This window comes from Streptomyces tateyamensis, assembly GCF_003205575.1.
Classification (GTDB): domain Bacteria; phylum Actinomycetota; class Actinomycetes; order Streptomycetales; family Streptomycetaceae; genus Kitasatospora; species Kitasatospora tateyamensis.
On record NZ_PYBW01000001.1, the window covers coordinates 13,854 to 33,947 of the forward strand.

The window sequence follows — 20,094 nt, forward strand, 5'->3', positions numbered from 1 at the left end:
CGTCCCTCAGCACACCAGCCGCGGGCCACCCGCGTCCGCGCCGAGCGCCCGCAGGCGGTCGCGGTGCACCCGCAGGCGCACCAGGAAGTCGTCGTACGGGACGGGGCCGGTCGCCCAGGCCCGGTCCGCCAGCGCGCAGAGCCGCGGGTACAGCAGGTAGTCGGCGTGGGCCAGGGTCGGCACGTACTCGGTCCACAGACCGCCCTGGACGCCGAGCACGCCGGGTTCGTCGCCCGCCGGGTCGGTAGGGTGCAGGCCTCCGCCCAGCGCGTCGAAGGCGTGCACCTGCTCCAGAGTGACGGTGCCGTCGGGCTGGCCGGGCGGCTCGTCGGGAGTGTCGCGCTGGGGGTAGTCGAAGTAGGTGGCGGTGTGCGGGGTCATCACCACCTGGTGGCCACGGGCCACCGCGGCGGCGCCGTGCGCCGCGTCCCGCCAGGCGGTCAGCGCCACGTCGATGGGCAGGTGGCCGGGGCTGTGCCCGGTCTCGTCCCAGCTCATGGTGCGCCGCCCGTTGGCGGCGAGGTGGTCGTGCAGCTGGGCGAGGAACCAGTGGTGCAGGCCGGACACGCTGCTCAGGCCGAGGTCGGCGGCCCGGCGGCGGGCAGTGGGGCTGTGCTCCCAGGCGACGGTCGGGCACTCGTCGCCGCCGATGTGGATGCGGCGGGACGGGAAGACGTCCATCACGGCATCGAGCACCTGGCGGCAGAAGTCGAGGGCGAGGTCGCTGACGGCGAAGATGTCGTCGCTGATGCCCCACTCGTTCCAGACCGGCAGCCGCTGCAGCGGCCGGTTGCCGAGCTGCGGGTAGGCGGCGAGCGCGGCGCGGGCATGGCCTGGGGTGTCGAACTCGGGGATGATGGTGATGCCGCGCTCAGCCGCGTATCCGACCAGCTCGCGCAGCTCCCGGGCGGTGTAGTAGCCGCCGTGCAGGGCGCCTGTGGCGGTGGTGCGCCAGGCGCCGATCTCTGTCAGCAGCGGCCAGCCGGCAACCTCGATCCGCCAGCCCTGGTCGTCCGTCAGGTGCAGGTGCAGCACGTTGAGTTTGTGCAGTGCCATCCGGTCCAGCGTCTGGCGCAGGTAGGGCAGCGGCATGAAGTGGCGGGAGGTGTCGAGCAGCAGGCCGCGCCAGCGAAGCCGGGGCCGGTCCCGGATGCTGACGCTCGGCCACCACCAGGCGTCGGCCGGGGCGGTCTTTGGGTCCAGCGCGGCGGCAGGCAACAGTTGGCGCAGCGTCTGCACCCCGTTGCGCAGTCCGTCCAGGGTCGGCGCGGCCAGCTGCACCCCGCCCGGGTGCACCTCCAGGTGGTAGCCCTCGGGGTCCAGGTCCGGGTAGGGAACAAGACGCAAGGTGATGGCCGGCCCGATGGTGCCGCGCGCCCGGCCAGTTCCGAGGTAGCCGGCCAGCAACTCGGCAGCGGGCTCGGCGCCGGGACCGGGGGCGAGGTGGAGGACGGGTCCGATGGTGAAGCGTCCCGGCAGTTCGGTCAGCTGGGCGGGGCGGGGGATGATCACGTCGGCCTCTCGGGTGGGGGAAGGTCCTGCTGGGACAGGCCGGGCGGCCGGATCTGCTGCGGCTCGTTCGGGCGGCAGGCGGCTCAGTCCTTGACGGCGCCGGCGGTCATCCCGGCGACCAGGCGGCGCTGGATGAGCATGAAGAACACGACCACGGGCAGGGCGGAGATCGTCGCGGCGGCGATCAGGCCGCCGTAGTCCGTGCCGGTGGATGTGGAGAAGGAGACCAGCCAGACCGGCAGCGTCTGGTGGCCCTGATCCTTCATCAGCACGTCGGCGAAGAGGTAGTCGTTCCAGGCGGTGATGAACGCGAAGACGCTGGTGGCGATGATCCCGGGGGCCATGAGCGGCAGCAGGACCAGGCGCACCACGGTCATCCGGTTGGCGCCGTCGACCATCGCGGCCTCCTCCAGTTCGACCGGGATGCCGTGTAGGAAGCCGCGCAGCGTCCAGATCGTGAAGGGCAGGACCACGGCGACATAGGTGAGTGCCAAACCGAGCAGGCTGTTGAGCAGGTGGGCGCTCTTCAGGCTGAGGAAGACCGGGATGACCAGGGCCGGCAGCGGCACCATCTGCAGGACCAGAACGGCGACCAGATAGGCGCGTCGGCCGGCGAACCGGAAGCGGGTCAGGCCGACGGCGGCGAAAAACGCCACTCCCACCGCCAGTAGCACCACCGCCAGAGTGAGCAGCAGGCTGTTGCCGAGGTCGGTGAGGAAGCCGGGCTTGCTCACCGCGTCGGTGAAGTTGGCCAGGCTGAACGGCACTGGCAGGAAGTGCGGAGTGGGGCGCAGGATGTCGCCGTAGGGCTTGAACGCGGTGTTGACCATCCAGTAGACCGGAAAGATCCACACCAGGCAGAACAGCACCGCGGCGGCGTTCAGCAGGATTCGGCGGGGGCTCGCGGGCCGGTGGCTGCTCGGGGCCCGGCGGCCACCCGGGGACGGGCTCGGGGTCGGCCGGTCGCTCCGGGGTGGGCGGTCGCTCAGGACCACGCGGTTGCTCATAGTTCCTCCCCTGAGCGCAGCAGGCGGCGCAGGTAGTAGAGCGTCAGCACGAGCAGCAACAGGATCGAGACGACGGCGACGGCCGCGCCCTGGCCGAAGGAGTTGCTGCTGAACGCCTTGGTGAAGGACCAGATGCCGAGCGTGGTGGTCCCCTGGTTGGGGCCGCCCTGGGTGAGAATCCAGATCTGGGTGAAGACGTTGAAGTCCCAGATCACCGAGAGGATCGTGACCAGCGCCAGGATCGGCCGCAGGAACGGCAGGGTGATCACCCGGAAAGCCGTCCACCCGCCGGCGCCGTCCAGCGCGGCCGCCTCGTAGTAGCTGCGCGGGATCTGCGACAGTCCCGCGTAGAGGGTCAGCGCGACGAACGGCACGGACTGCCAGACCACCAGCAGCCAGACCAGGGCGAAGGCGGAGGTCGGGCTGGTGGTCCAGTCGTGCTGCGTGAGGTCGCCGAACAGGCCGATCCGGCTCAACGCCCAGTTGGCGACGCCGTAGACGGGCTGGAAGAGCCACTGCCAGACGAGCGTGCCGGCCGCCGGCGGCATCGCCCAGGATGCGATCAGGCAGAGGGTGACGGCGCGCCGCAGGCGCGGGCCTAGGCGCATCATCATCATCGCCACCACCAGGCCGATGGCCAGGGTGCCGAGCACCAGAGCGGCACAGAAACCGGCCGTGCGCAGAAGCACCGGCACGAGTTGCGGATCGCGCCAGACGGCAAGGTAGTTGTCCGGCCCGGCCCAGCCGACCCGGCCGGTGAACAGGCTGCGCAGCCCGTAGTCCTGGAACGAAATGACACCGAGACGGGCGAGCGGGTAGCCGAGCACCAGCGCCAGTACCGCGGTGGCCGGCAACAGCAACAGGTAGGGCAGGGAGCGAGGTTCGCGGGTCGCGGCCATGGTCAGGAGGCGGCGTTCAGCGCGTGGTCGAGGTGGGCGTCGAAGTCCTTGGCAGCTTGGGCGGGCGTCTTGCGGCCGGTGGCGACGTCGGCGAAGAACTGGTTGATCGACAGGTCGCTCTCGACCGTGGCCCAGCCGGCGGTGGCGGGGGTGCCGACGCTGCTGTGCGCGGCCTGCAGGAACGCGGCCGAGGTGGGCGGCAGTTGGCTGACCGCCGAGTCGAGCAGCTGGGTGGAGACCGGGGTCCAGTGGTCGGTGCCGACGACGGCGCTGGTCTGGATCGCCGGGCTGGCGGCCGTCTTGAGGTAAGCCAGGGCCAGCTGCCGGTTGCGGCTCTTGGCGGCGACCGCCAGGTCGGAGCCGCCGAGGAAGACGGGCTGGCTGTGGCCGGGCTGGGTGACGCTCGGGAACGCGAAGGTGCCGATCTGGTCCTTCATCCCCGGGTTGTCCTTGAGGATGGTGTTGACGGTGCTGTCCACCACGGTGGCGGCGCTGCCCTGGGCGAACATCGCGTCCTGATCCGGATTCTTGATGTCGACGTTGCGCGAGGCGGCCGGCGAGTAGGCGTTCTGGAAGTCCTTCCAGGCGGTCAGGCCGCGCTGTGCGGCCGCGGATTCGAGTTGGCCGGTCCACTTGCCGCTGCCGTCCTTGGTAGCCAGCTGACCGCCGGCGTCCCAGATGAACTGGAGGGCGGCGAACCAGTACTGTCCGGGCAGGTAGATGGCGGAGAAGTTCGGTGCGGGGTTGCTCGCCTTCAGCGCGTCCAGGTCCTGGGTGAACTCGGCGAAGGTGGTGGGCGGGGCGGTGATTCCGGCCTTGGCCCAGAGTGCCTTGTTGTAGACCACCGCGCGGTTGCCTGCGAAGAGCGGAGCGGCGTAGAGCTTGCCGTCGACGGTGGCCGGGTCGACCAGGCCGGGCAGCCACTGCTGGCCGGCGGTCAGGTCGGCGCGATCGGCGGTCAGATCGGCCAGACCGCCGTTGGCGGCGAACAGCGGCACGTCGGTGTTGCCGAGGTCGATCACATCCGGCGGGTTGTCCTGGGCCAGCGCGGTGCTGATCCGGGCGTTGATGTCGGCCCACTCCTGGATCTGCACGGTCACCTTGGCGCCGGTGGCCTGCTCGAACGCGGCGTTGACCGCCTTCACGGAGTCGGCGGTCAGATCGCCGTCCATCAGCCAGACGGTCAGCGACTTGGACGACGCGGAGGCGGGCGCCGCGTTGCCGCCGCTGCCGCAGGCGGCGGTGAGCAGGGCGATGGACAGGCCGCAGGCGGCAGCTGCGAGGGATCTGGAACGCATGGGGGTTCTCCTTGCGAGGGGGCAGGCCACGGGGACCGCGGAGCACGGGGCAGGAGGCAGGGGGCATCCGAGGGAGGACATGCTGCTGAGGAGCGCGGTGCGGACGCCGCGGTGCTGGACGCCGACCCTCACACAAGACCACTGGTCACGTCAAGATGCGCGGTTCGCAGCGATCAACTTGCGCTAGTTCAAGGCAAATCACGCCTTGACAGCTAGGTTCGCTGCCGTCACCTTGGACGACAACCGGAAGCGTCAGACGACCACTGGTAAGCCTCCGACTGCACTAGATCTCGATCCATCCCCTCCGCCCACCGCGCGTGCCGGCCCGCGGCGCGGACCCCTCCCCTTCCCCACGAGGAGAACCATGGACCACGTCCGCCCCCACCCCCGCACCGGCCACAAGCGACTCGCGCTGGTCGCCGCCGCCTCGCTCGCCTGCGCGGCGACCGTGCTGCTCCCCACCCTGAACCACGCGCAGGCCGCGACCCCCGCGCTCACCGTGCAGTACAAGACCACCGTCACTTCGGCCTCGGCCGACGAGATCGACCCGTGGCTGCAGGTGGTCAACACCACCACCAGCCCGGTCGACCTCAGCACCGTGACACTGCGGTACTACTTCACTGCCGACACCCCCGGCTCCTACACGTTCCAGTGCGCCTGGGCGGTACCCGGCTGCTCCACCCTGACCGGCACCGTGGTCGCCCTCGCGAACCCGACCGCGACCGCCGACCACTACCTGCAGATCTCGTTCAGCTCCGGCTCACTGGCGCCCGGTGCGAGCACCGGCGAGCTGCAACTGCGGCTGCACCGCGCGGACTGGCAGAACGTCAACCAGGCCAACGACTACTCCTTCAACGCCGCCGACACGTCCTACACACCGTGGAGCCAGGTCACCGCCTACCGCGGCGGAACCCTGGTCTGGGGCACCGAGCCCGGTGGCGCCACCCCGCCCACCGGCAGCCCCACCGGCACGCCCACCGCCTCACCCACTGCCTCGCCCTCCGCCTCGCCCACCGGCCCGGGCGGCGGCACGCCGAGCGCCGTGCTGTTCGACGACTTCTCGTACACCGGCCCCAACGACCCGAACCTGGCCGCCCACGACTGGAAGGTGCGCACCGGTGCCGGCGGCCCCGGCGTGCAGAACACCTGGTCGGCCAACGGCATCAGCTTCCCGGCCGACGCCGGTGCGCAGGGCGGCCATGTGATGGACCTGACCGCGACCACCGACGGCACTACCAACGGCACCACCCAGGCCGAGATCGACACCGTGCAGCAGAAGTTCCAGGAAGGCACCTACGCCGCCCGGGTCTACTTCAATGACAGGCCGACCACCGGCGCCAACGGCGACCACGTCAACGAAACCTTCTACACCATCACGCCCGACAACTCGCTCTACAGCGAGGACGACTTCGAGTACCTGCCCAACGGCGGCTGGGGCGGCCCGGCCAACTCCATGTACACCACCACCTGGTACAGCGCCGACGCGATGGACCGGGTCACCCAGGACACCCAGGCCAGCCTGCAGGGCTGGCACACCCTGGTCGCGACCGTGGCCGGCGGCGCCGTCACCTACTACATCGACGGCAAGCAGGTCTTCTCCAGCAGCGGCAAGTACTACCCCCGCGAGCCGATGACCATCGACTTCAACGAGTGGTTCATCGACCTGCCCTTCACCGGCGCCCGCAGCTGGGACCAGAAGGTCAACTGGGTCTACTTCGCCAAGGGCGTGGCCCAGTCCCCCACGGACGTGCAGAACGCCGTCAACGGCTACTACGGCGCCGGCACGCACTTCACCGACACCGTCCCCAACGGCTAGGCCTGTCGACCGCAGGGTTGTTGACGCGGCTGAACGGGAGCCGGCCTGCGAGCGCGATGTAGCAGCGGTAGTAGCCGTACGTGTGGAGGAAGCCGGTCAGGGCCAGTGAGCGCTCGTCGCTACTGGCCCTGACCGGACCTCTGGATGCTGTTGGTGATCTTCAGTGAAGAGACACCCTCGCCCAAGGCCCTCGCCACGGGCACGTACGGCATCAGCCCGTCCGGCCGCGCGCGTGTTGACGCCGCCGACGGGCCGACACATCCCGAACAGCACAGTCGAGACGTCAGTCAGCCGAGGGATCAGACCCATCAGCGACATCACCTCGAACGTCATCACTGTCAGCCGAGGGCGATCGAGTTCCCGGACACCGTAACCTTGGCCGCCGGCAGCGGCTGGGTGGCCGGTCCGTTCGCCACGCTACCGTCAGCGATCTTGAACTTGCTCCCGTGGCACGGGCAATTGATCATCCCGTCGGACACGTCCTGGACCGCGCAACCTCGATGGGTGCAGATCGCGGAGAACGCTTTGAACTCGCCCGGGGTGGGCTGAGTGACGACGATCCGCTGTTGCGGGAAGACCCTACCGCCACCCACGGGGATGTCGGAGGTGCTGGCCAGCGGGGCGCCGCCGGTGGCGGGCGACTGGCTGGCGGCCGGAGCGGGGCTGCCGGAGGCCGGCGGCGCGGACGCCGCCGTTGTCGCGGCGTCGCCGGCGGACGGGGGCTGCGCCGCGGTCGGCTTGCCGCTTCCCGAGCAAGCGGCCAACGCCGCCGCCAATCCGGTGCCGCCCACCGCCGCCATCACCGTGCGACGGGCCGGAACTGCGGTGGGGTTGGGGTTCTGTGCCATGGAACGATCCTGTTCGGTGGAGAGGGCCGGCAGCCGGACAGCGGTCAACCTGCTGTCGACTGCCCGCGTTCTACCGGACATACGTCCACCGGGCCCGGTTCGATCAATGAGGCGGATGAATTTTTGAAGCCGCGTCTGCGCGCGGCGGTCGCCGGTGCACGCTGGGCCGGCGCCAGCGGGCCCGAGGACACGGCGTCCCCCACGTTCCTGGGGCTCAGCGGACCTCAGCCGGTCCGCAGCCCGGCGACGGCTTCGGCCCGGAGGCGGCGGTAGAAGGCGAGGCGGTCGGTGTCGAAGCCGCGCGGGCCGGACTCCACGATCAGCAGCAGGCGTAGGTAACACCGATAGAGGGCCAGTGCCGCAAGTCGGGGCTGAAGTTGATGGTGCCTCCCGCGCCCCGTTGTACCCCGCGACGAGGTCGCTGTCCGGCCCGGCGTCACCACCGATCGACGGCCCCTTCGGTCGGTCAAGCGCGGTCGTGGAGCGTGACCTGGTAGCCGTCGGGGTCGGCGAAGGTGAAGGTCCGGCCGAAGGGGCCGTCGATCGGCGCGGAGACGACGGTGTGGCCGTCGGCGACGATCGCGTCGTGGATGGCCTGGACGTCGGTGGCGTGGAGCCAGATCGCGGCACCGATGCCGGGTTGAGCGACGGATGCGATGTCGGTGCCGGGAATGACGTAGCGGAGTGCGAACGCGATCGGCTTCGTCTCGAAGACCACGGCGTGCGGCGGTCCGGCCGGCGAGCGGACGAGGCCCAGGTACTGCTCGTAGAACGCCTGCGAAGCGTCGAGGTCGCGCACGTGGAGCGAGATGAAGTCGGGGCCGGTGGCGGGCATGGTGACACTCCTTCGGTCGTGTCAGTTTCCTGACATACATCAACGTATGTCAGAATGCTGACATGAGTCAAGAAGGTGTCGGCGTCAACCTGGAGACGTCACTGGGCTACCTGCTCAAAGAAGCGTCGAGCGCGCTTCGCACGGCCATGGAGGAAGTGCTGCGGCCGCTCGGGATGAGCGTGACGCACTACTCCTGCCTCGAACTGCTGGCGCAACGCCCGGGCTTGTCGAACTCCGAGCTCGCGCGAGGCGCGTTCGTCACACGGCAGACGATGAACGTGCTGCTCCAGGCCCTTGAACGAGACGGCTACGTGACCAGACCCGCGGAAGCACCCGTCGGCAAGGTGCTTCCCACGCGGCTCACAGCGAGCGGCCGACGAAGCCTCCAGAAGGCGAGCGCAGCCGTCCGATCAGTCGAGGCCCGAATGCTGGCCGACCTGACCGCGACCGAGCGGTCAGACGCGTTCCGGATCCTGCAGAGCATGATCCATTCCCTGCATGGCGACAACGAGCCCGCATAGCTCGTTCCGCGGCGCGCGCCTCGTCGCACTCGGACGGCCTGGCCCAGGGCTGCCCGACGGGTAGAGGTGGAGGCCGGCCGCGTCGGCCACCGGCAGCCCACACGACCGTGGGTCGGGCAACGCCGGCAGGTCGAGGCCGAGTGCTTCGAGGATCGCGCGGCGCCGCGCGTCAACCGGGTCTTCGCCGTCCTCGGCCACGCCGCCGGGCGGCCGGTGCTGGAGTCCGGCCTCCCGCTTGCGGCGGATCAGGCAGCGGCGGCCGTCGGCCGTCGTGGAGCGTCGCGGTCAGCCGTGTTGCGGGTGGAGGTCGAGTGCGATGTGCGGGGCGAGTGCGCGCAGGAAGTCCGGGGCGTCGAAGATCTCGCCGGCGGGGGCGACGCCGGCGGTCTTGGTGCGTCCGGTCAGGACGCGGTCGAGGGCTTCGACGACCAAGGGTGCCGTGATGGCGTAGATGTCCCGACCGCTGGCCGTGGCCCGGCGTTCGACTCCGCTGGAGCGCACGACGGCGTCGACGAGGAAGGTCTGGTCCGAGCGTCCGCTGCGGTCGGCGGCGGTCGGTGCCGGTGTGTCGGAGGCGGCGATGTCGCGGACGGCCTCGGTGGTCATGTAGGTGGTCACGTCGGGGATGGCCAGGTGCTGGGGGACCGTGACGACGTCGGCCATCGTGAACTCCCCGATCACCTCACGCACTCCCAACGGTTCCGGGAAGGTCCACCGAAGGACGGGCGCGGCGTCGGTGCGCCGCTCCCACTGGCCCCCGCCGTAGCGCAGGCGGACGTCGCCGCGGCGCTCGCGGGAGACGGCACCGGACAGGCGGGTGCCGGCGCTGGGGTGCCAGCTGCTGAGTGCGTAGGCGATGTGGGCCTCGTCGGCCGCGGTCCAGTCACCCATCGCCGCAGTGGCCAGCAGGTCGCCGAGACCGCCGAAGAAGGCCATGGCCGGGACGATCACCGCCCCCGCTTCCCGCGCCCGCTCGCGGTAGTGGGCGAAGGTGTCGAGGTTGGCCTCGAGCTCGGCGGCCACGTCCAGGTACGGGATCTTCGCGCGGAGCGCGGCTTCGATCACCGGCCCAGTGGTCGTCGCGAAGGGGCCGGCGCAGTTGATGACCGCCGCCGTCCCCCGCAGGGCCCGGTCCAGCGAGGCCGCATCCTCGACCGTCGCCACCCGGGCCTTGAGGCCGTGCTCGTCGGCCAACCCCCGCAGCGCCCGGGCGTTGCGGCCGGAGGGCACCGGGACGTATCCGCGCGCGGCCAGTTCCGTGACCACGAACCGTCCGGTGTGGCCGTACGCGCCGAACACCGCGACCTGCTGACCTGACTCCATGAGACTTCACCCCGTGCACTCGAACGCCCGCGCCCGCTGCGCTGTGGTTGCGCTGCGGTCTGACACCCTCATCCTGTCCTCGCGGCAGCACCCGCACGAGCGTCGGAAACGACAGTGGGCGTACAGTTTCGGACATGCCGTCTGTCGCACTGGCCGTCACCGACGGCATGCTCCACTACGAACTGTCCGTGGCCATCGAGATCTTCGGCGCCGATCTGACCCACATCGTGGACCCCTGGTACGACTTCTCCCTGTGCGGGAGCGGTCCGGTGCGCATCGGCCGCTTCCGCCTCGAGCCCGACCACGGGCTTGACCAACTCGCGCACGCGGACACGGTGATCCTCCCCGGCTGGGCCGACACCGACCGCGAACCGCCCGCCGACCTGGTCGAGGCGGTGCGCGCCGCCCACACGGCCGGCGCCCGCGTGGCCTCCCTGTGCACGGGCGCCTTCGTCCTGGGCGCGGCCGGACTGCTCGACGGCAGACGCGCCACCACCCACTGGGCGCACACCCGGGAGCTGGCCCGGCGCCATCCGGCGGCCACCGTGGATCCGGACGTGCTCTACGTCGACAACGGCGACGTACTCACCTCGGCGGGCAAGGCCGCCGCCATGGACCTGTGCCTGCACCTGGTCCGCCTCGACCACGGCTCGGCCAACGCCAACAAGATCGCCCGCCGTCTGGTCATCCCGCCCCACCGCGACGGCGGCCAGGCCCAGTTCATCGCCACTCCCCTGCCCGAGCCCGGCAACCACCCCCTGAGCGAACTCCTCCCCTGGGCACTGGAACGCCTGGGCCAGCCGCTCACCGTGGAGGACCTGGCCCGTCAGGCCCGCATGAGCTCACGTCACCTCGCCCGCCACTTCAGGCACCTCACCGGCACCACACCCCTGCAGTGGCTCCACACCCAACGCATCCGCCACGCCCAGGAACTCCTGGAAACCACCAACGCCACCGTCGACACCATCGCCACGGCCACCGGCATGGGCACCGCGACCACCCTGCGCCGCCACTTCCACCGCAGCGTCGGCGTCCCGCCCGACGCCTACCGCCGCACCTTCCGCCCCCAGCAGCCGGCCCCACACCTGCAACTCGGAAGCTGACACCCATGGTCAGTAGCCATCGGCGGCCAGGCAGCTCCCCACCTGTCGACCGCTGACGGGGAACCTCGACCGGCCACTGTCACGCGACCACGTGAACCGCCGGCAGCAGGCCCAGAGTGTCGGTGACGTCGAACCTCATTCGGCCCTTCACCGTCTTGCCGGCGTCGAAGCCCCGGCAGCCGGCACCGACCCGGCCCACGCCGTCACCTCCCGGGTGCGGGCCGCGCTGCGGGCCCTGGCCCGCTGCGACGAGATGGGCGGCGAACTGCACACCGAGCCAGCCACGGTGGTCGGGGAGGCGGGCTGTGCGAGAAGGCGCGTGAGGCCGCTCTGGCGGAGGAGGACCGACCGGAACGGGCCTGGGTCCACGTGGCCGAGGCGGTGCTGCGCTACCACCACGCAGGCGGCCGGCGCCCCAAGCCCAGCCGCCTCTGGCGACCGCCCCGCCCCGCCCCCCCGGGGGCGGGTGAGGGCAGGTCAGGTCAGGTGCGGCGCCACCAGGCTACTTGCCGGCGGCCGCGTACTCGCCTCGCCCGCCCCGCGTGGCCAGGCCCTTTTCGAGGGCGCGGGCCAGGGATGCCCGCACAGCGTTCGTGTTGCCCGGGAGGTCGTCGAGTCCCAACGCCTGCACGACATCGCCAGCCCGCAGGAAGCCCGGGACATCCGCGAGGACCCGCACCACCGCGTCCAAAGTGACCCCGGTGTCCCGGCGGCCACGGCCGGCCGTGGCGGGCGCGGCCGGTGCCGGCTGCTGAGGCGCGGTAGCGGCAGTCGTGGCCTTGGCCGCTGCGGCCTTCTTGGGGTCGGCCGTCTTCTTCGCCGCGGTCTTCTTCTCGGTGGGCTTCTCGGCGGTCTTCTTCTCGGCGGTCTTGGTCTCCGCGGTCTTCTTCGCAGGGGCCGGCGTGCTCACGCTAGCCACTTTGGCCCGCTTGGCAGGCTGCTTCACGGGGGTGGCAGGGGTGGTCTGCTGCTTGCGATCCTTGGCGGCTGTCTTCTTCGCGGGCGCCTGGGCCGCGGTCGTGACCGGTTCCGGCGCAGGCGTGTCGGCCTCGGTCGCAACGTCACCGGCCTTGGGGGTCCCCAGCTCATCGGGGGCGTTCACGCGGTCTTCGGCCACTGGCTCGATGCCGTGGTCTCGCAGGGCGCGCAGATTCTCGAGTGCGTCGTGGATCGCCTTCTCCTGGGCGGCTGCCTGAGCCGCCAGGCCTTCCAGGCGCTGGCGTTCCGTGCTGGCGGCGGGCAGGGCTCGCTCAAGCTCGTTGATGGTCGCCGCGAACTCATCCGTGTTGAGACCGTGCAAGGCACTCTCCAACTTCCCTGGTTCCCTTGTTATTCGAGGGACTTTACGGCTTTGGAGCCGGAAATGCCCGTGTTAACCGGAAACTGCGAGTCGGTCAACGGCAGCAGACGACCGGGAGGTTGCCTAGCGGCCGTTCGTGACAGCCATCAAGTCGGCTTCCCTGAAATCATGTTGGGGATGACGGGATCGCGCAGAGGGCTTGCGGAGTCGGCCTGCGCCCGCGCAGATGCAGCGGTCGAGCGGCTGATCAACACCGGCCAACACCGCCGAGCGGGACGCCGACGCGAACTCACCCGCGCCCTCAACCAGCGCGGCTGTCCTGCTTCGCACTGGTGGCCGCCGAGGTACCCCATGTCCCGTGACACCGAACTTCCACCGATCGGCACCGAACGATGACCGGCGGTACTGTGCATGAGCGTCCGGCCCGTGGGCCCGGCGGTCGCCCTTCCCTGGCACGAACACGCGCCCGGGCGCTCACCTGACCTCGCCTCGGACGAGTCCGACCGACGGGTCCCCGCCAGTCGGACTCGGACACGCTGTCCCTCACAGGCTCGCGGCACTCCCACGGTTCGCGGGGTCGGGGCTGCACAGCCAGCCGTTGATGGCGAAGCGGCTGTCCTCGTACTGCCTGCTCGGGCAGCTGACCGGCCGCACCTCATGCCAGGCGGTGGGGAGGAAGAACACGATGCTGTCGTGCTCGGGTTCCCAGTCCCGCCAGGTGCGCTCCTGCCACCTGCCGGCCGTCTCGGTGTGCAGTGGCAGAGCCGCGTCGAACACACGCAGTTCGCCCCCGTCGAAAGGCCGGGGTGTGCGATGCAGGTAGTACACGAATGTGAGCAGGCGTCGGGGGGCGAACTCAGTGCTGGTGTCCTGGTGCGGCCGGTAGAAGTCCCCGTCGTTGTGCGCGTTGAGGCTGTAGCTGGGTTCGGTGTACTGGCAGGAGACTCCGAGAGTGTGCTCGACCGCCTCCAGCACCTCGTCGATGGCTGCCATCAGCTCGGGCGCGGCGAAGTCGTGGTGCGAGCGGGACCGGCGAAAGTCGGGGACCACCTCTCGGTCGCGGATCATGGAGGGCTCCATCGTGTCGCCGGCGCAGGCGGTGGCGCGCTCCAGTAAGGCGCCGGCCGTCTGCTCACCCAGGAACTGAGTGATGCGACAGACCGTCACCGGCAGGCGCCAGACCGCGTCCGTGCACACCGGTGAGCGCCGATCCATCGCCTGGGATGGTCCCGTCACGGCGTCGTGTCGTGCGAAGGTGTCCTGCCTTGTCATGGTGTCCTGCCTTCTGGATCGTGAGGGGTGTTGCGCAGGAGCGGTCTCCCCCGGCCTTCCGAGGGACGCGATGGCGCCGACGAGCCGCGCTCAGCGAGCGCGACGGCGGTGGCAACTGGCCTTCCCCGGCTGAGCACCGGAGCATCACACCAGGCCGTCGGCGTCCTCACGCGGCGTCAGGCGTGTTCACGCTCGCGGCTTCTCGCAGACGGTCCACTTCGGCCGTGAGCTCTTCCACGCGGCGGTGCAGTGCCTGGATGCACACCAGGGCGACGCCGAGGCCGTCGACGACGGGGATAGTGGTGTCGTCCTGGTTGAAGCCGAAGGCGGCGTGCCAGTCCTGGGCCATCGGCCCCAGGTGACGCACGCCTGGCGGCTCCCAGAGGTAGCGCCAGGTACTGATGGGCAGCGTGGCCACGGTCTCCAGGACCGCGTAGCCGTTGACCGGGCCGACCGGCGCCACACCACTGCTCTCCCGCGCCCCGGCTCGAAGCCGGGCCGGGGCACCGGCACCGTGGTCAGCCGCCCGGAACCGCCGACGGAAGATCCGCACCGCTACCGGCTCCAGTCGACCGGGACCACGTCCTGCTTGAGCGCACGGTCGCTGCAGACCGCGCACGGGCTGTTCGGGACACCGGGGCCCTGGTCAGTGCCGATCGTGATAGCTCCGTGGGCCCCGGCCGGGGCGTGAACGCCGTCGCCGACCATGGCGGCCTCGTAACCGCCCAGCAGTTCCTGGAGGGTCCCGGGGCCCAGGTTCTCCGGAGCAGCGATCGCAGCGATGCCGTCGTAGTCCGTGTAGGCCGTCCCCAGCGTCCTACCGCCCATGGTGGCGAACACGATCTTCGCGCCGCGGATGGGCTCCCCGGTCACCGCGTCGGACGCCATCGCGTTGATGTTCTCCAACTGCATCTGGGTGACATTCAGGCTGGCCTGGCTGGCCGAGAGCCTGGTCGGCTTCAGACTGGGGCACTGCTCCCCGCTGCACGACGGCGCCGCCGCGGGGGCAGCCGAGGCGGGGGTACCACTTCCCACTCCCAGCGCCGCCATGGTCACGGCCATTGCCGAGACAGCCATACGCCTCGAAGACTTCACGTCCCACTCCCATGTGTCAGCGACGAATGCCGTCTCATCCGGACGACACGCAGACTGTAGGGGCGCCCGGCCGACGATATTGCCCGAAGATCGCAGATGCCCTCGATCGGGTGAACTATCGACCGAGGGAGCTGACTTGGTCAGTCAAGACTCGATCTCACGAACCGGGCAGTGAACAATCCTCAGTGGCAAACGGTCAGGATTCAGTGGCACCGGACAGCCACCGAACAGACCGCCACCCACCCGACGGCAGCTGCCGCGCGCAGCGAAGCCCAGTTCATCGCCCTCGCCCAGGCCAGTGCCACGCGCCTGCGCCAGATCGCCCACCTGCTGCGCCGGGACCGGCACCTGCCCCAGGGCCCCACTCAGAGCACGCTCACCACGATGTACCTGGCCTGGAACCGGATCTCGCCCAGGGCGGCCATCCGTCCGCCCACGCCCGCAAGGTGCTGCCCAGCACGCTGCTGGACCACAAACGGCTGCGCAGCACCAGCGAGCTGGCGGCCTGTTGCACCCCGTGCCGCACCCGCGTTGCGGTGTATCCGCGTTGCGGTGTATCCGCGCTGCAGTCGGCGGCCCAGGGTATGCAGGGGTGGGCGCCTGTCCTCGGACGTGATCAATGTTCGCCGAAGAAGATCTCGCGCACCTCGCGGGCAGCGTAGGAGACCAGCACGTAGCCGGCTGCCGGGTCGGCCCACCACCATCCGAGGGTGCTGTTGAGGACCAGGCCGAGCAGGACAGCGGCGGCGAGCAGGCCGTCGACCAGGGTGACCCGGCCCTCGGTCTTCAGGACAGGGTTGTCCAACGCGGTGCCGGTACGGGCCTTGCCGAAGGCAAGGGCGAACATCACGGCGGCGGTGAACGCCGTCCAGATGATGCCCAGCGTGGAGTGGTGCGGGTGGAAGCCGGTGGCCAGGGCGATCGTGGACTGCGCGAGCAGGTAGAGCCCGAGCAGTGCGAAGCCGACGCCGATCAGCCTCAGAGCCCGCTTCTCCCGCTCTTCGCCGGTGCCGGACAGCTCCCAGACCACGACGGTGGAGGCGCCGATCTCGATCAGGGAGTCCAGCCCGAAGCCGGCCAGCGCGACAGAGCGGGCGCTGACCGCCGCGACCGCCAGCACCCCGATACCGATCACGTTCCAGCCAAGGGTGGCGTACTCGAGCGCGAAGCCCCGACGGAGCAGGGCCTGGCGCGGCATCTCGTTCACGTCGTTCACCACCGGATTCTCCCAGCCTTCCGTTCGACCCCGCCCGGCTCCTGGACCGACAACTGCTGGCGCGCGCAACCGTGCCCTTGGCCGGACGCTTGCGAGCACCGGTATCCGGCAAGATCGTGATGAGGATTGCGGAGGTGTGGTGATGGAGTCGGTGATCGGGTCGGCGAGGGAGGCGGCTCAGGATGGGCGGGTTCTTGCGTTCGGACGGCTGGTGGGGGCGGCATCCAGGCTGGAGCACATTCTGGGGCGGGCGATCGAGGAGGAGTGCGGGATCAGCCACCTGGTGTTCGAGGTGCTGCTGATCCTGGGCCGGCATGGCGAGCCGGGGCTGCCGATGCGGGCGATCGGGCGCGAGCAGGTCTTGACGACGGGCGGGGTGACCCGGCTGGTGGACCGGATGGAGACGGCCGGCCTGGTGGAGCGCACCGATGACCCGTCCGACCGGCGTGGGCGCCTGGTGCGGCTCACTCCTTTCGGGGAGGAGACGGCGGTACGGGCCGCGCGGGTGCATGTGGCCAACGTCCAGCGGTTCTTCCTCGACGTCCTCCCCGAAGAGGACCGGGATCGGTTCGCGGAGGACCTGCGCATCCTCAGCAACACTGCGCGTGACGCGTTGCCCCGTCTGCGCTGACGTCGCCTGGACGGCCGCCCGCGCTGGCGCGCGGCCGGTCCTGCGGCCAAGGTCGGGTCGGGAGCCGGCGCCGGTTGCCGGCCCAGCGGAATACCTGACTACGCAGTTACTGTTAGATCAGGTAACTCGCCCGCGTCCGGCGGACGACCCTCCTGAGGAGACCCACGTGAGCAGTCTCGACTTCACCGTCCTCGACCTGGACTTCCCGGTCGGCTCCAAGAACAAGACCGCAACCTTGGTCACCGGCGAGCGCAACGCGCTGCTGGTGGACGCCGGCTTCACCCGCGCGGACGGGCACCGGCTGGCCGCCGCCGTCCTGGACTCCGGCAAGAAACTGACCACCGTGTTCGTCAGCCACGGTGACCCGGACTTCTACTTCGGCGCCGAGGTGCTCGCCGACGCCTTCCCGGACGCGGCGTTCGTCGCCACGCCGATTACCGTCGAGCACATCGGGCACTCCTACCAGGGCAAGCTGAAGGCCTGGGAGGCGCTGGGGGCGAACCTGCCGACCCGCCTGGTGGACCTCAAGCCGCTGACCGGCGGCCTGGAGCTGGAGGGACACCGCTTCGAGCTGAAGGGCGGCCCCGCCGCGCTGCCGGACCGGCACTACCTGTGGCAGGCCGAGCAGCGCGCGATCCTCGGCGGCGTACTGCTGTTCCAGCAGGAGCACGTCTGGGTCGCCGACACCGCGACCACGCAGCAGCGCGCTGCCTGGACCGCCCTGCTGGACGAGATGGCCGCCCTGGACCCGCGCCTGGTCGTCCCCGGCCACCGCCTGCCCGGCACCCCGGCGGACGCCACCGCCATCACGAACACCCGCGAGTACCTGGCATCGTTCGAGAAGGAACTCGGCCAGGCCGCCGACGGTGCCGCCCTGACCGAAGCCCTGGTCAAGCGCTACCCCGACCACGGGATGCTGATCGCCGCGCAGATCGGCGCGAAGGTCGCCAAGGGCGAGATGACGTGGGGCTGAACGAGATGACCCACCACCAGAACGCGAACGCCACCGCGGACTTCGCCACTTCCACCGCACCGGCCGACGTGGTGCGCCGCCAGTACCTGGCCTCCGCCGCCGGCGACCTTGAGGCCCTGCGCGCCACCCTCGCCCCCGACGTGGAGTGGACCGAGATGGCCGGCTTCCCCCTCGCCGGCACCTACCGCACCCCCGACGGCGTCACGACGAACGTCATGGAGCGGCTCGGCAAGGAATGGGAGGACTGGACGGCCCACGACGACACGTACGTCGCCGACGGCGAGAACGTCGTCGTCCTCGCCCGCTACACCGCCGTCAACAAGACCACCGGCAAGCCTGTCGACGTCCGCGTCGCCCATCACTTCGTGGTCCGCGGCGGCCGCATCGTCCGCTTCGAGCAGTTCGTCGACACCGCCCTCGTCCGCGACGCCATGACCGCCTGACGGCACCCGCCGGCAGGGGCCCGTCGCGCGCAGGCGCAAAAGAGGCCCCTGAACCGCTTGGCCTCGTCGCGCGCTGACGCGGCCAAGCGTTGTCCCGGCTTCGGGGACGCTCGCGGCCCCCGGAACGCGGGCCCGGGCCGCCGCCCTCCCGACCAGCCCGTGCGGCTTGCCCCCTCCCACAGCGGCTAGCCCGGCGGCCCACGCGGGGCTTGCCCAAGCGCGCACGACACCGGGCGGGCATCCCCGGCGCGGCACCACCGCCACGCCCGCGCATACGGCCCCGCCCGGTCTATTCGACCCAGGCGTGCTCCAGCAAAGTACGGAAAGTAGCGGGCTCGCGCCCGATCAGTTCCGCCAGCGTCGAGTCGACAGTGGTGAACTCGCCACCTCGCGCCGCCGCGAAGATGCTCACCAGCAGGTCGGCGATCGGGGCCGGGGCGCCGTGCGCCAGGGCCTGCTCGCGAAAGGCGCCGTCGGAGACGACGGTGCGGGTGAAGGGCCGTCCGGTGGCCTGGGCAGCGATCTCGGCGACGGCGTCGAAGTCGAGCGCCGCCGGGCCGGTGAGCGGCGGGGTGGGCCCCTCGAAGCGGCCCTCGTCGGCGAGGATCGCCGCGGTGGCCTCGGCGAGGTCGTCGTGGCCGGTCCAGGCGACCGGGCCGTCGGCGGGCAGGGCGATGTCGCCGGTGCGGCGGGCGGACTCCAGGAACTGCAGGGCGCTGGCGGCGTAGAAGCCGTTGCGCAGCGCCGTCCAGGGCAGGCCGGTGGCGCGCAGCAGGTCCTCGGTGCGGGCGTGGTCGCGGCATGCCTGGAAGCGGGAGTCGTGGGCGGCGCCCATCTGGCTGGTGTAGAGGATGCGGCCGACGCCGGCCTTCACGGCGGCCTCGATGGCGGCGCGGTGGCCGGTGACGCACTCCTCGCCCGTGCGGTCCAGGGAGACCAGCAGCAGTTGCTCGGCCCCTTCGAAGGCGTGCACGAGCGAGGCGGGGTCGTCGAAGTCGCCCCGTCGCACGCGCACGCCGCGGTCGGCCAGGTCCCGGGCCGAGCGGGGATCGCGCACGCTCACCCCGATGCGCTCGGCGGGAAAGCGGTCCAAGAGGCGCTCGACGGTGCGCCGGCCGAGTTTTCCGGTAGCTCCGGTCACGATGATCACAGAAGTTCTCCCCACAGTGTTTCCAGTGGAATCATTCAAAGAGTAACACTGAAACTAACAGTGGAAGCAGACTTTCGCTACCATCGATTCATGCCTACGCGCGACACCACCGACGCCTCCCGGCACCGCATCGTCGAGGCGGCCGTCGAGCTGCTGGAGAACGGCGGCCCCGACGCGGTGAGCACCCGCGCGGTCGCCGCTGCGGCCGGGACGCAACCACCGGCGATCTACCGCCTGTTCGGCGACAAGGAGGGACTGCTGGAAGCGGTCGCCGAGTACGGCTACGCCCAGTTCCTGGAGAGCAAGCGCGCCCAGCTCGACCCGGCCCCCCAGGACCCGGTGGCGGAGCTGCGCCGCGGCTGGGACCTGGTGGTGGAGTTCGGGGTCACCCGCCCGGAACTGTTCGCCGTGATGAACCGCGCCACCGGCCGGGCATCGGACGCCGCGCACCGCGCGGGCCTGGAGATCCTCCACGGACGGGTGCGCCGGCTGGCAGCCGCAGGATGGCTGCGGGTCGACGAGGAACTGGCCGCCCAGATCATCCAGGCCACCGGCCAGGGCGCGGTCACCACATGGCACGCCACCCCCGCAGACCGCCGCAACCCGGCACTGTTGACCATCCTGCGCGAATCCATGGTCACCGCCGTCACCCGCGTCGAACCGGCAATCCCCACCACGCAGACCGGCCCAGGCCCAGCAGCCCGCGCACTGCGCGCCGCCCTCCCCGACACCGCCAACGTCCTCACCGACGCCGAACAGCACCTCCTGCACGAATGGCTCACCCGCCTGGCCGCGCACGACGGCGCGCCGCAGACCTGACGTCGCGTCAGGCGCCCACGTGCAGAACCGACC

At 70.7% G+C, this 20,094-nt stretch carries 20 protein-coding genes; 7 read left to right on the top strand and 13 right to left on the bottom strand.

Going from position 1 to position 20,094, the window contains the following annotated elements; translation table 11 throughout:
• Positions 1-6: 6 nt before the first annotated feature.
• The 4 genes from C7C46_RS00050 to C7C46_RS00065 form a co-directional block, all read right to left on the bottom strand.
• On the bottom strand, positions 7-1,512 hold the full coding sequence (locus C7C46_RS00050; protein ID WP_110664431.1) for a beta-N-acetylhexosaminidase: 1,506 nt from the start codon (positions 1,510-1,512) through the stop codon (positions 7-9).
• 83 nt (positions 1,513-1,595) lie between these two features.
• On the bottom strand, positions 1,596-2,519 hold the full coding sequence (locus C7C46_RS00055; protein WP_110664432.1) for a carbohydrate ABC transporter permease: 924 nt from the start codon (positions 2,517-2,519) through the stop codon (positions 1,596-1,598).
• The gene (locus C7C46_RS00060) at positions 2,516-3,418 is read right to left on the bottom strand and encodes a carbohydrate ABC transporter permease (RefSeq protein ID WP_110664433.1); all 903 of its coding nucleotides are present in this window, start codon (positions 3,416-3,418) and stop codon (positions 2,516-2,518) included. The genes C7C46_RS00055 and C7C46_RS00060 overlap by 4 nt, the downstream gene beginning before the upstream one ends.
• A 2-nt stretch (positions 3,419-3,420) precedes the next feature.
• Positions 3,421-4,716: an extracellular solute-binding protein gene (locus C7C46_RS00065; RefSeq protein WP_110664434.1), complete on the bottom strand. Its 1,296-nt coding sequence runs from the start codon at positions 4,714-4,716 to the stop codon at positions 3,421-3,423.
• A 364-nt stretch (positions 4,717-5,080) separates the two neighbouring features.
• Between C7C46_RS00065 and C7C46_RS00070 the strand changes: the two genes are divergently transcribed.
• A complete protein-coding gene (locus tag C7C46_RS00070; RefSeq protein WP_110664435.1) occupies positions 5,081-6,532 on the top strand; it encodes a cellulose binding domain-containing protein in 1,452 nt (483 codons plus the stop codon).
• Positions 6,533-6,870: 338 nt separating this feature from the next.
• Here the strand turns inward: C7C46_RS00070 and C7C46_RS00080 are convergent, their stop codons facing one another.
• Together C7C46_RS00080 and C7C46_RS00085 are read right to left on the bottom strand one after the other, a co-directional pair.
• Positions 6,871-7,380, bottom strand: a complete 510-nt coding sequence (locus tag C7C46_RS00080) for a Rieske (2Fe-2S) protein (protein ID WP_110664437.1) — start codon at positions 7,378-7,380, stop codon at positions 6,871-6,873.
• 466 nt (positions 7,381-7,846) lie between these two features.
• On the bottom strand, positions 7,847-8,215 hold the full coding sequence (locus C7C46_RS00085; protein WP_110664438.1) for a VOC family protein: 369 nt from the start codon (positions 8,213-8,215) through the stop codon (positions 7,847-7,849).
• 62 nt (positions 8,216-8,277) lie between these two features.
• Here C7C46_RS00085 and C7C46_RS00090 point away from each other — a divergent pair, with 62 nt between their 5' ends.
• On the top strand, positions 8,278-8,736 hold the full coding sequence (locus C7C46_RS00090) for a MarR family winged helix-turn-helix transcriptional regulator (protein WP_110664439.1): 459 nt from the start codon (positions 8,278-8,280) through the stop codon (positions 8,734-8,736).
• 285 nt (positions 8,737-9,021) lie between these two features.
• On the opposite strand, the gene C7C46_RS00095 is transcribed toward C7C46_RS00090, so the two are convergent.
• Positions 9,022-10,059 (bottom strand): saccharopine dehydrogenase family protein, encoded by a 1,038-nt coding sequence (locus C7C46_RS00095; RefSeq protein ID WP_181442104.1) that lies wholly within the window; start codon positions 10,057-10,059, stop codon positions 9,022-9,024.
• A gap of 134 nt (positions 10,060-10,193) precedes the next feature.
• Between C7C46_RS00095 and C7C46_RS00100 the strand changes: the two genes are divergently transcribed.
• Complete coding sequence (locus tag C7C46_RS00100) at positions 10,194-11,162, top strand: helix-turn-helix domain-containing protein (protein WP_110664440.1); 969 nt, start codon at positions 10,194-10,196, stop codon at positions 11,160-11,162.
• 502 nt (positions 11,163-11,664) lie between these two features.
• On the opposite strand, the gene C7C46_RS00110 is transcribed toward C7C46_RS00100, so the two are convergent.
• The 5 genes from C7C46_RS00110 to C7C46_RS00130 form a co-directional block, all read right to left on the bottom strand.
• Positions 11,665-12,462: a hypothetical protein gene (locus C7C46_RS00110; RefSeq protein ID WP_146258936.1), complete on the bottom strand. Its 798-nt coding sequence runs from the start codon at positions 12,460-12,462 to the stop codon at positions 11,665-11,667.
• Between the two features lie 543 nt (positions 12,463-13,005).
• Positions 13,006-13,530 (bottom strand): 2OG-Fe(II) oxygenase, encoded by a 525-nt coding sequence (locus C7C46_RS00115; RefSeq protein ID WP_245983916.1) that lies wholly within the window; start codon positions 13,528-13,530, stop codon positions 13,006-13,008.
• A gap of 370 nt (positions 13,531-13,900) precedes the next feature.
• Entirely contained in the window at positions 13,901-14,197 is a 297-nt protein-coding gene (locus C7C46_RS00120; protein WP_245983917.1) for a tail fiber domain-containing protein, read from the bottom strand.
• A gap of 92 nt (positions 14,198-14,289) precedes the next feature.
• A complete protein-coding gene (locus C7C46_RS00125) occupies positions 14,290-14,646 on the bottom strand; it encodes a hypothetical protein (RefSeq protein WP_245983919.1) in 357 nt (118 codons plus the stop codon).
• A gap of 799 nt (positions 14,647-15,445) precedes the next feature.
• Positions 15,446-16,045: a cation diffusion facilitator family transporter gene (locus C7C46_RS00130; RefSeq protein WP_245983921.1), complete on the bottom strand. Its 600-nt coding sequence runs from the start codon at positions 16,043-16,045 to the stop codon at positions 15,446-15,448.
• A gap of 142 nt (positions 16,046-16,187) precedes the next feature.
• Here C7C46_RS00130 and C7C46_RS00135 point away from each other — a divergent pair, with 142 nt between their 5' ends.
• The 3 genes from C7C46_RS00135 to C7C46_RS00145 all read left to right on the top strand — a co-directional run bounded on the left by C7C46_RS00135 (position 16,188) and on the right by C7C46_RS00145 (position 18,092).
• The gene (locus C7C46_RS00135) at positions 16,188-16,676 is read left to right on the top strand and encodes a MarR family winged helix-turn-helix transcriptional regulator (protein ID WP_425469999.1); all 489 of its coding nucleotides are present in this window, start codon (positions 16,188-16,190) and stop codon (positions 16,674-16,676) included.
• A gap of 166 nt (positions 16,677-16,842) precedes the next feature.
• Positions 16,843-17,649, top strand: coding sequence for an MBL fold metallo-hydrolase (locus tag C7C46_RS00140; protein ID WP_110664445.1), 807 nt, complete (start codon positions 16,843-16,845; stop codon positions 17,647-17,649).
• 5 nt (positions 17,650-17,654) lie between these two features.
• Complete coding sequence (locus C7C46_RS00145) at positions 17,655-18,092, top strand: nuclear transport factor 2 family protein (RefSeq protein ID WP_110664461.1); 438 nt, start codon at positions 17,655-17,657, stop codon at positions 18,090-18,092.
• 289 nt (positions 18,093-18,381) lie between these two features.
• Here the strand turns inward: C7C46_RS00145 and C7C46_RS00150 are convergent, their stop codons facing one another.
• Complete coding sequence (locus tag C7C46_RS00150; protein WP_110664446.1) at positions 18,382-19,242, bottom strand: SDR family oxidoreductase; 861 nt, start codon at positions 19,240-19,242, stop codon at positions 18,382-18,384.
• Positions 19,243-19,332: 90 nt separating this feature from the next.
• On the opposite strand from C7C46_RS00150, the gene C7C46_RS00155 reads away from it, so the two are divergent.
• A complete protein-coding gene (locus tag C7C46_RS00155; protein WP_110664447.1) occupies positions 19,333-20,061 on the top strand; it encodes a TetR/AcrR family transcriptional regulator in 729 nt (242 codons plus the stop codon).
• The last annotated feature ends 33 nt before the right edge of the window (positions 20,062-20,094 follow it).

Bases quoted from the DNA above. Each gene is read 5' to 3' on its own strand.
- C7C46_RS00085 (WP_110664438.1), bottom strand. From the start codon at position 8,215: ATGCCCGCCACCGGCCCCGACTTCATCTCGCTCCACGTGCGCGACCTC.
- C7C46_RS00080 (WP_110664437.1), bottom strand. From the start codon at position 7,380: ATGGCACAGAACCCCAACCCCACCGCAGTTCCGGCCCGTCGCACGGTG.
- C7C46_RS00090 (WP_110664439.1), top strand. From the start codon at position 8,278: ATGAGTCAAGAAGGTGTCGGCGTCAACCTGGAGACGTCACTGGGCTAC.
- C7C46_RS00060 (WP_110664433.1), bottom strand. From the start codon at position 3,418: ATGGCCGCGACCCGCGAACCTCGCTCCCTGCCCTACCTGTTGCTGTTG.
- C7C46_RS00055 (WP_110664432.1), bottom strand. From the start codon at position 2,519: ATGAGCAACCGCGTGGTCCTGAGCGACCGCCCACCCCGGAGCGACCGG.
- C7C46_RS00125 (WP_245983919.1), bottom strand. From the start codon at position 14,646: ATGCAGTTGGAGAACATCAACGCGATGGCGTCCGACGCGGTGACCGGG.
- C7C46_RS00070 (WP_110664435.1), top strand. From the start codon at position 5,081: ATGGACCACGTCCGCCCCCACCCCCGCACCGGCCACAAGCGACTCGCG.
- C7C46_RS00065 (WP_110664434.1), bottom strand. From the start codon at position 4,716: ATGCGTTCCAGATCCCTCGCAGCTGCCGCCTGCGGCCTGTCCATCGCC.
- C7C46_RS00155 (WP_110664447.1), top strand. From the start codon at position 19,333: ATGCCTACGCGCGACACCACCGACGCCTCCCGGCACCGCATCGTCGAG.
- C7C46_RS00145 (WP_110664461.1), top strand. From the start codon at position 17,655: ATGACCCACCACCAGAACGCGAACGCCACCGCGGACTTCGCCACTTCC.
- C7C46_RS00135 (WP_425469999.1), top strand. From the start codon at position 16,188: ATGGAGTCGGTGATCGGGTCGGCGAGGGAGGCGGCTCAGGATGGGCGG.
- C7C46_RS00100 (WP_110664440.1), top strand. From the start codon at position 10,194: ATGCCGTCTGTCGCACTGGCCGTCACCGACGGCATGCTCCACTACGAA.
- C7C46_RS00095 (WP_181442104.1), bottom strand. From the start codon at position 10,059: ATGGAGTCAGGTCAGCAGGTCGCGGTGTTCGGCGCGTACGGCCACACC.
- C7C46_RS00115 (WP_245983916.1), bottom strand. From the start codon at position 13,530: ATGATCCGCGACCGAGAGGTGGTCCCCGACTTTCGCCGGTCCCGCTCG.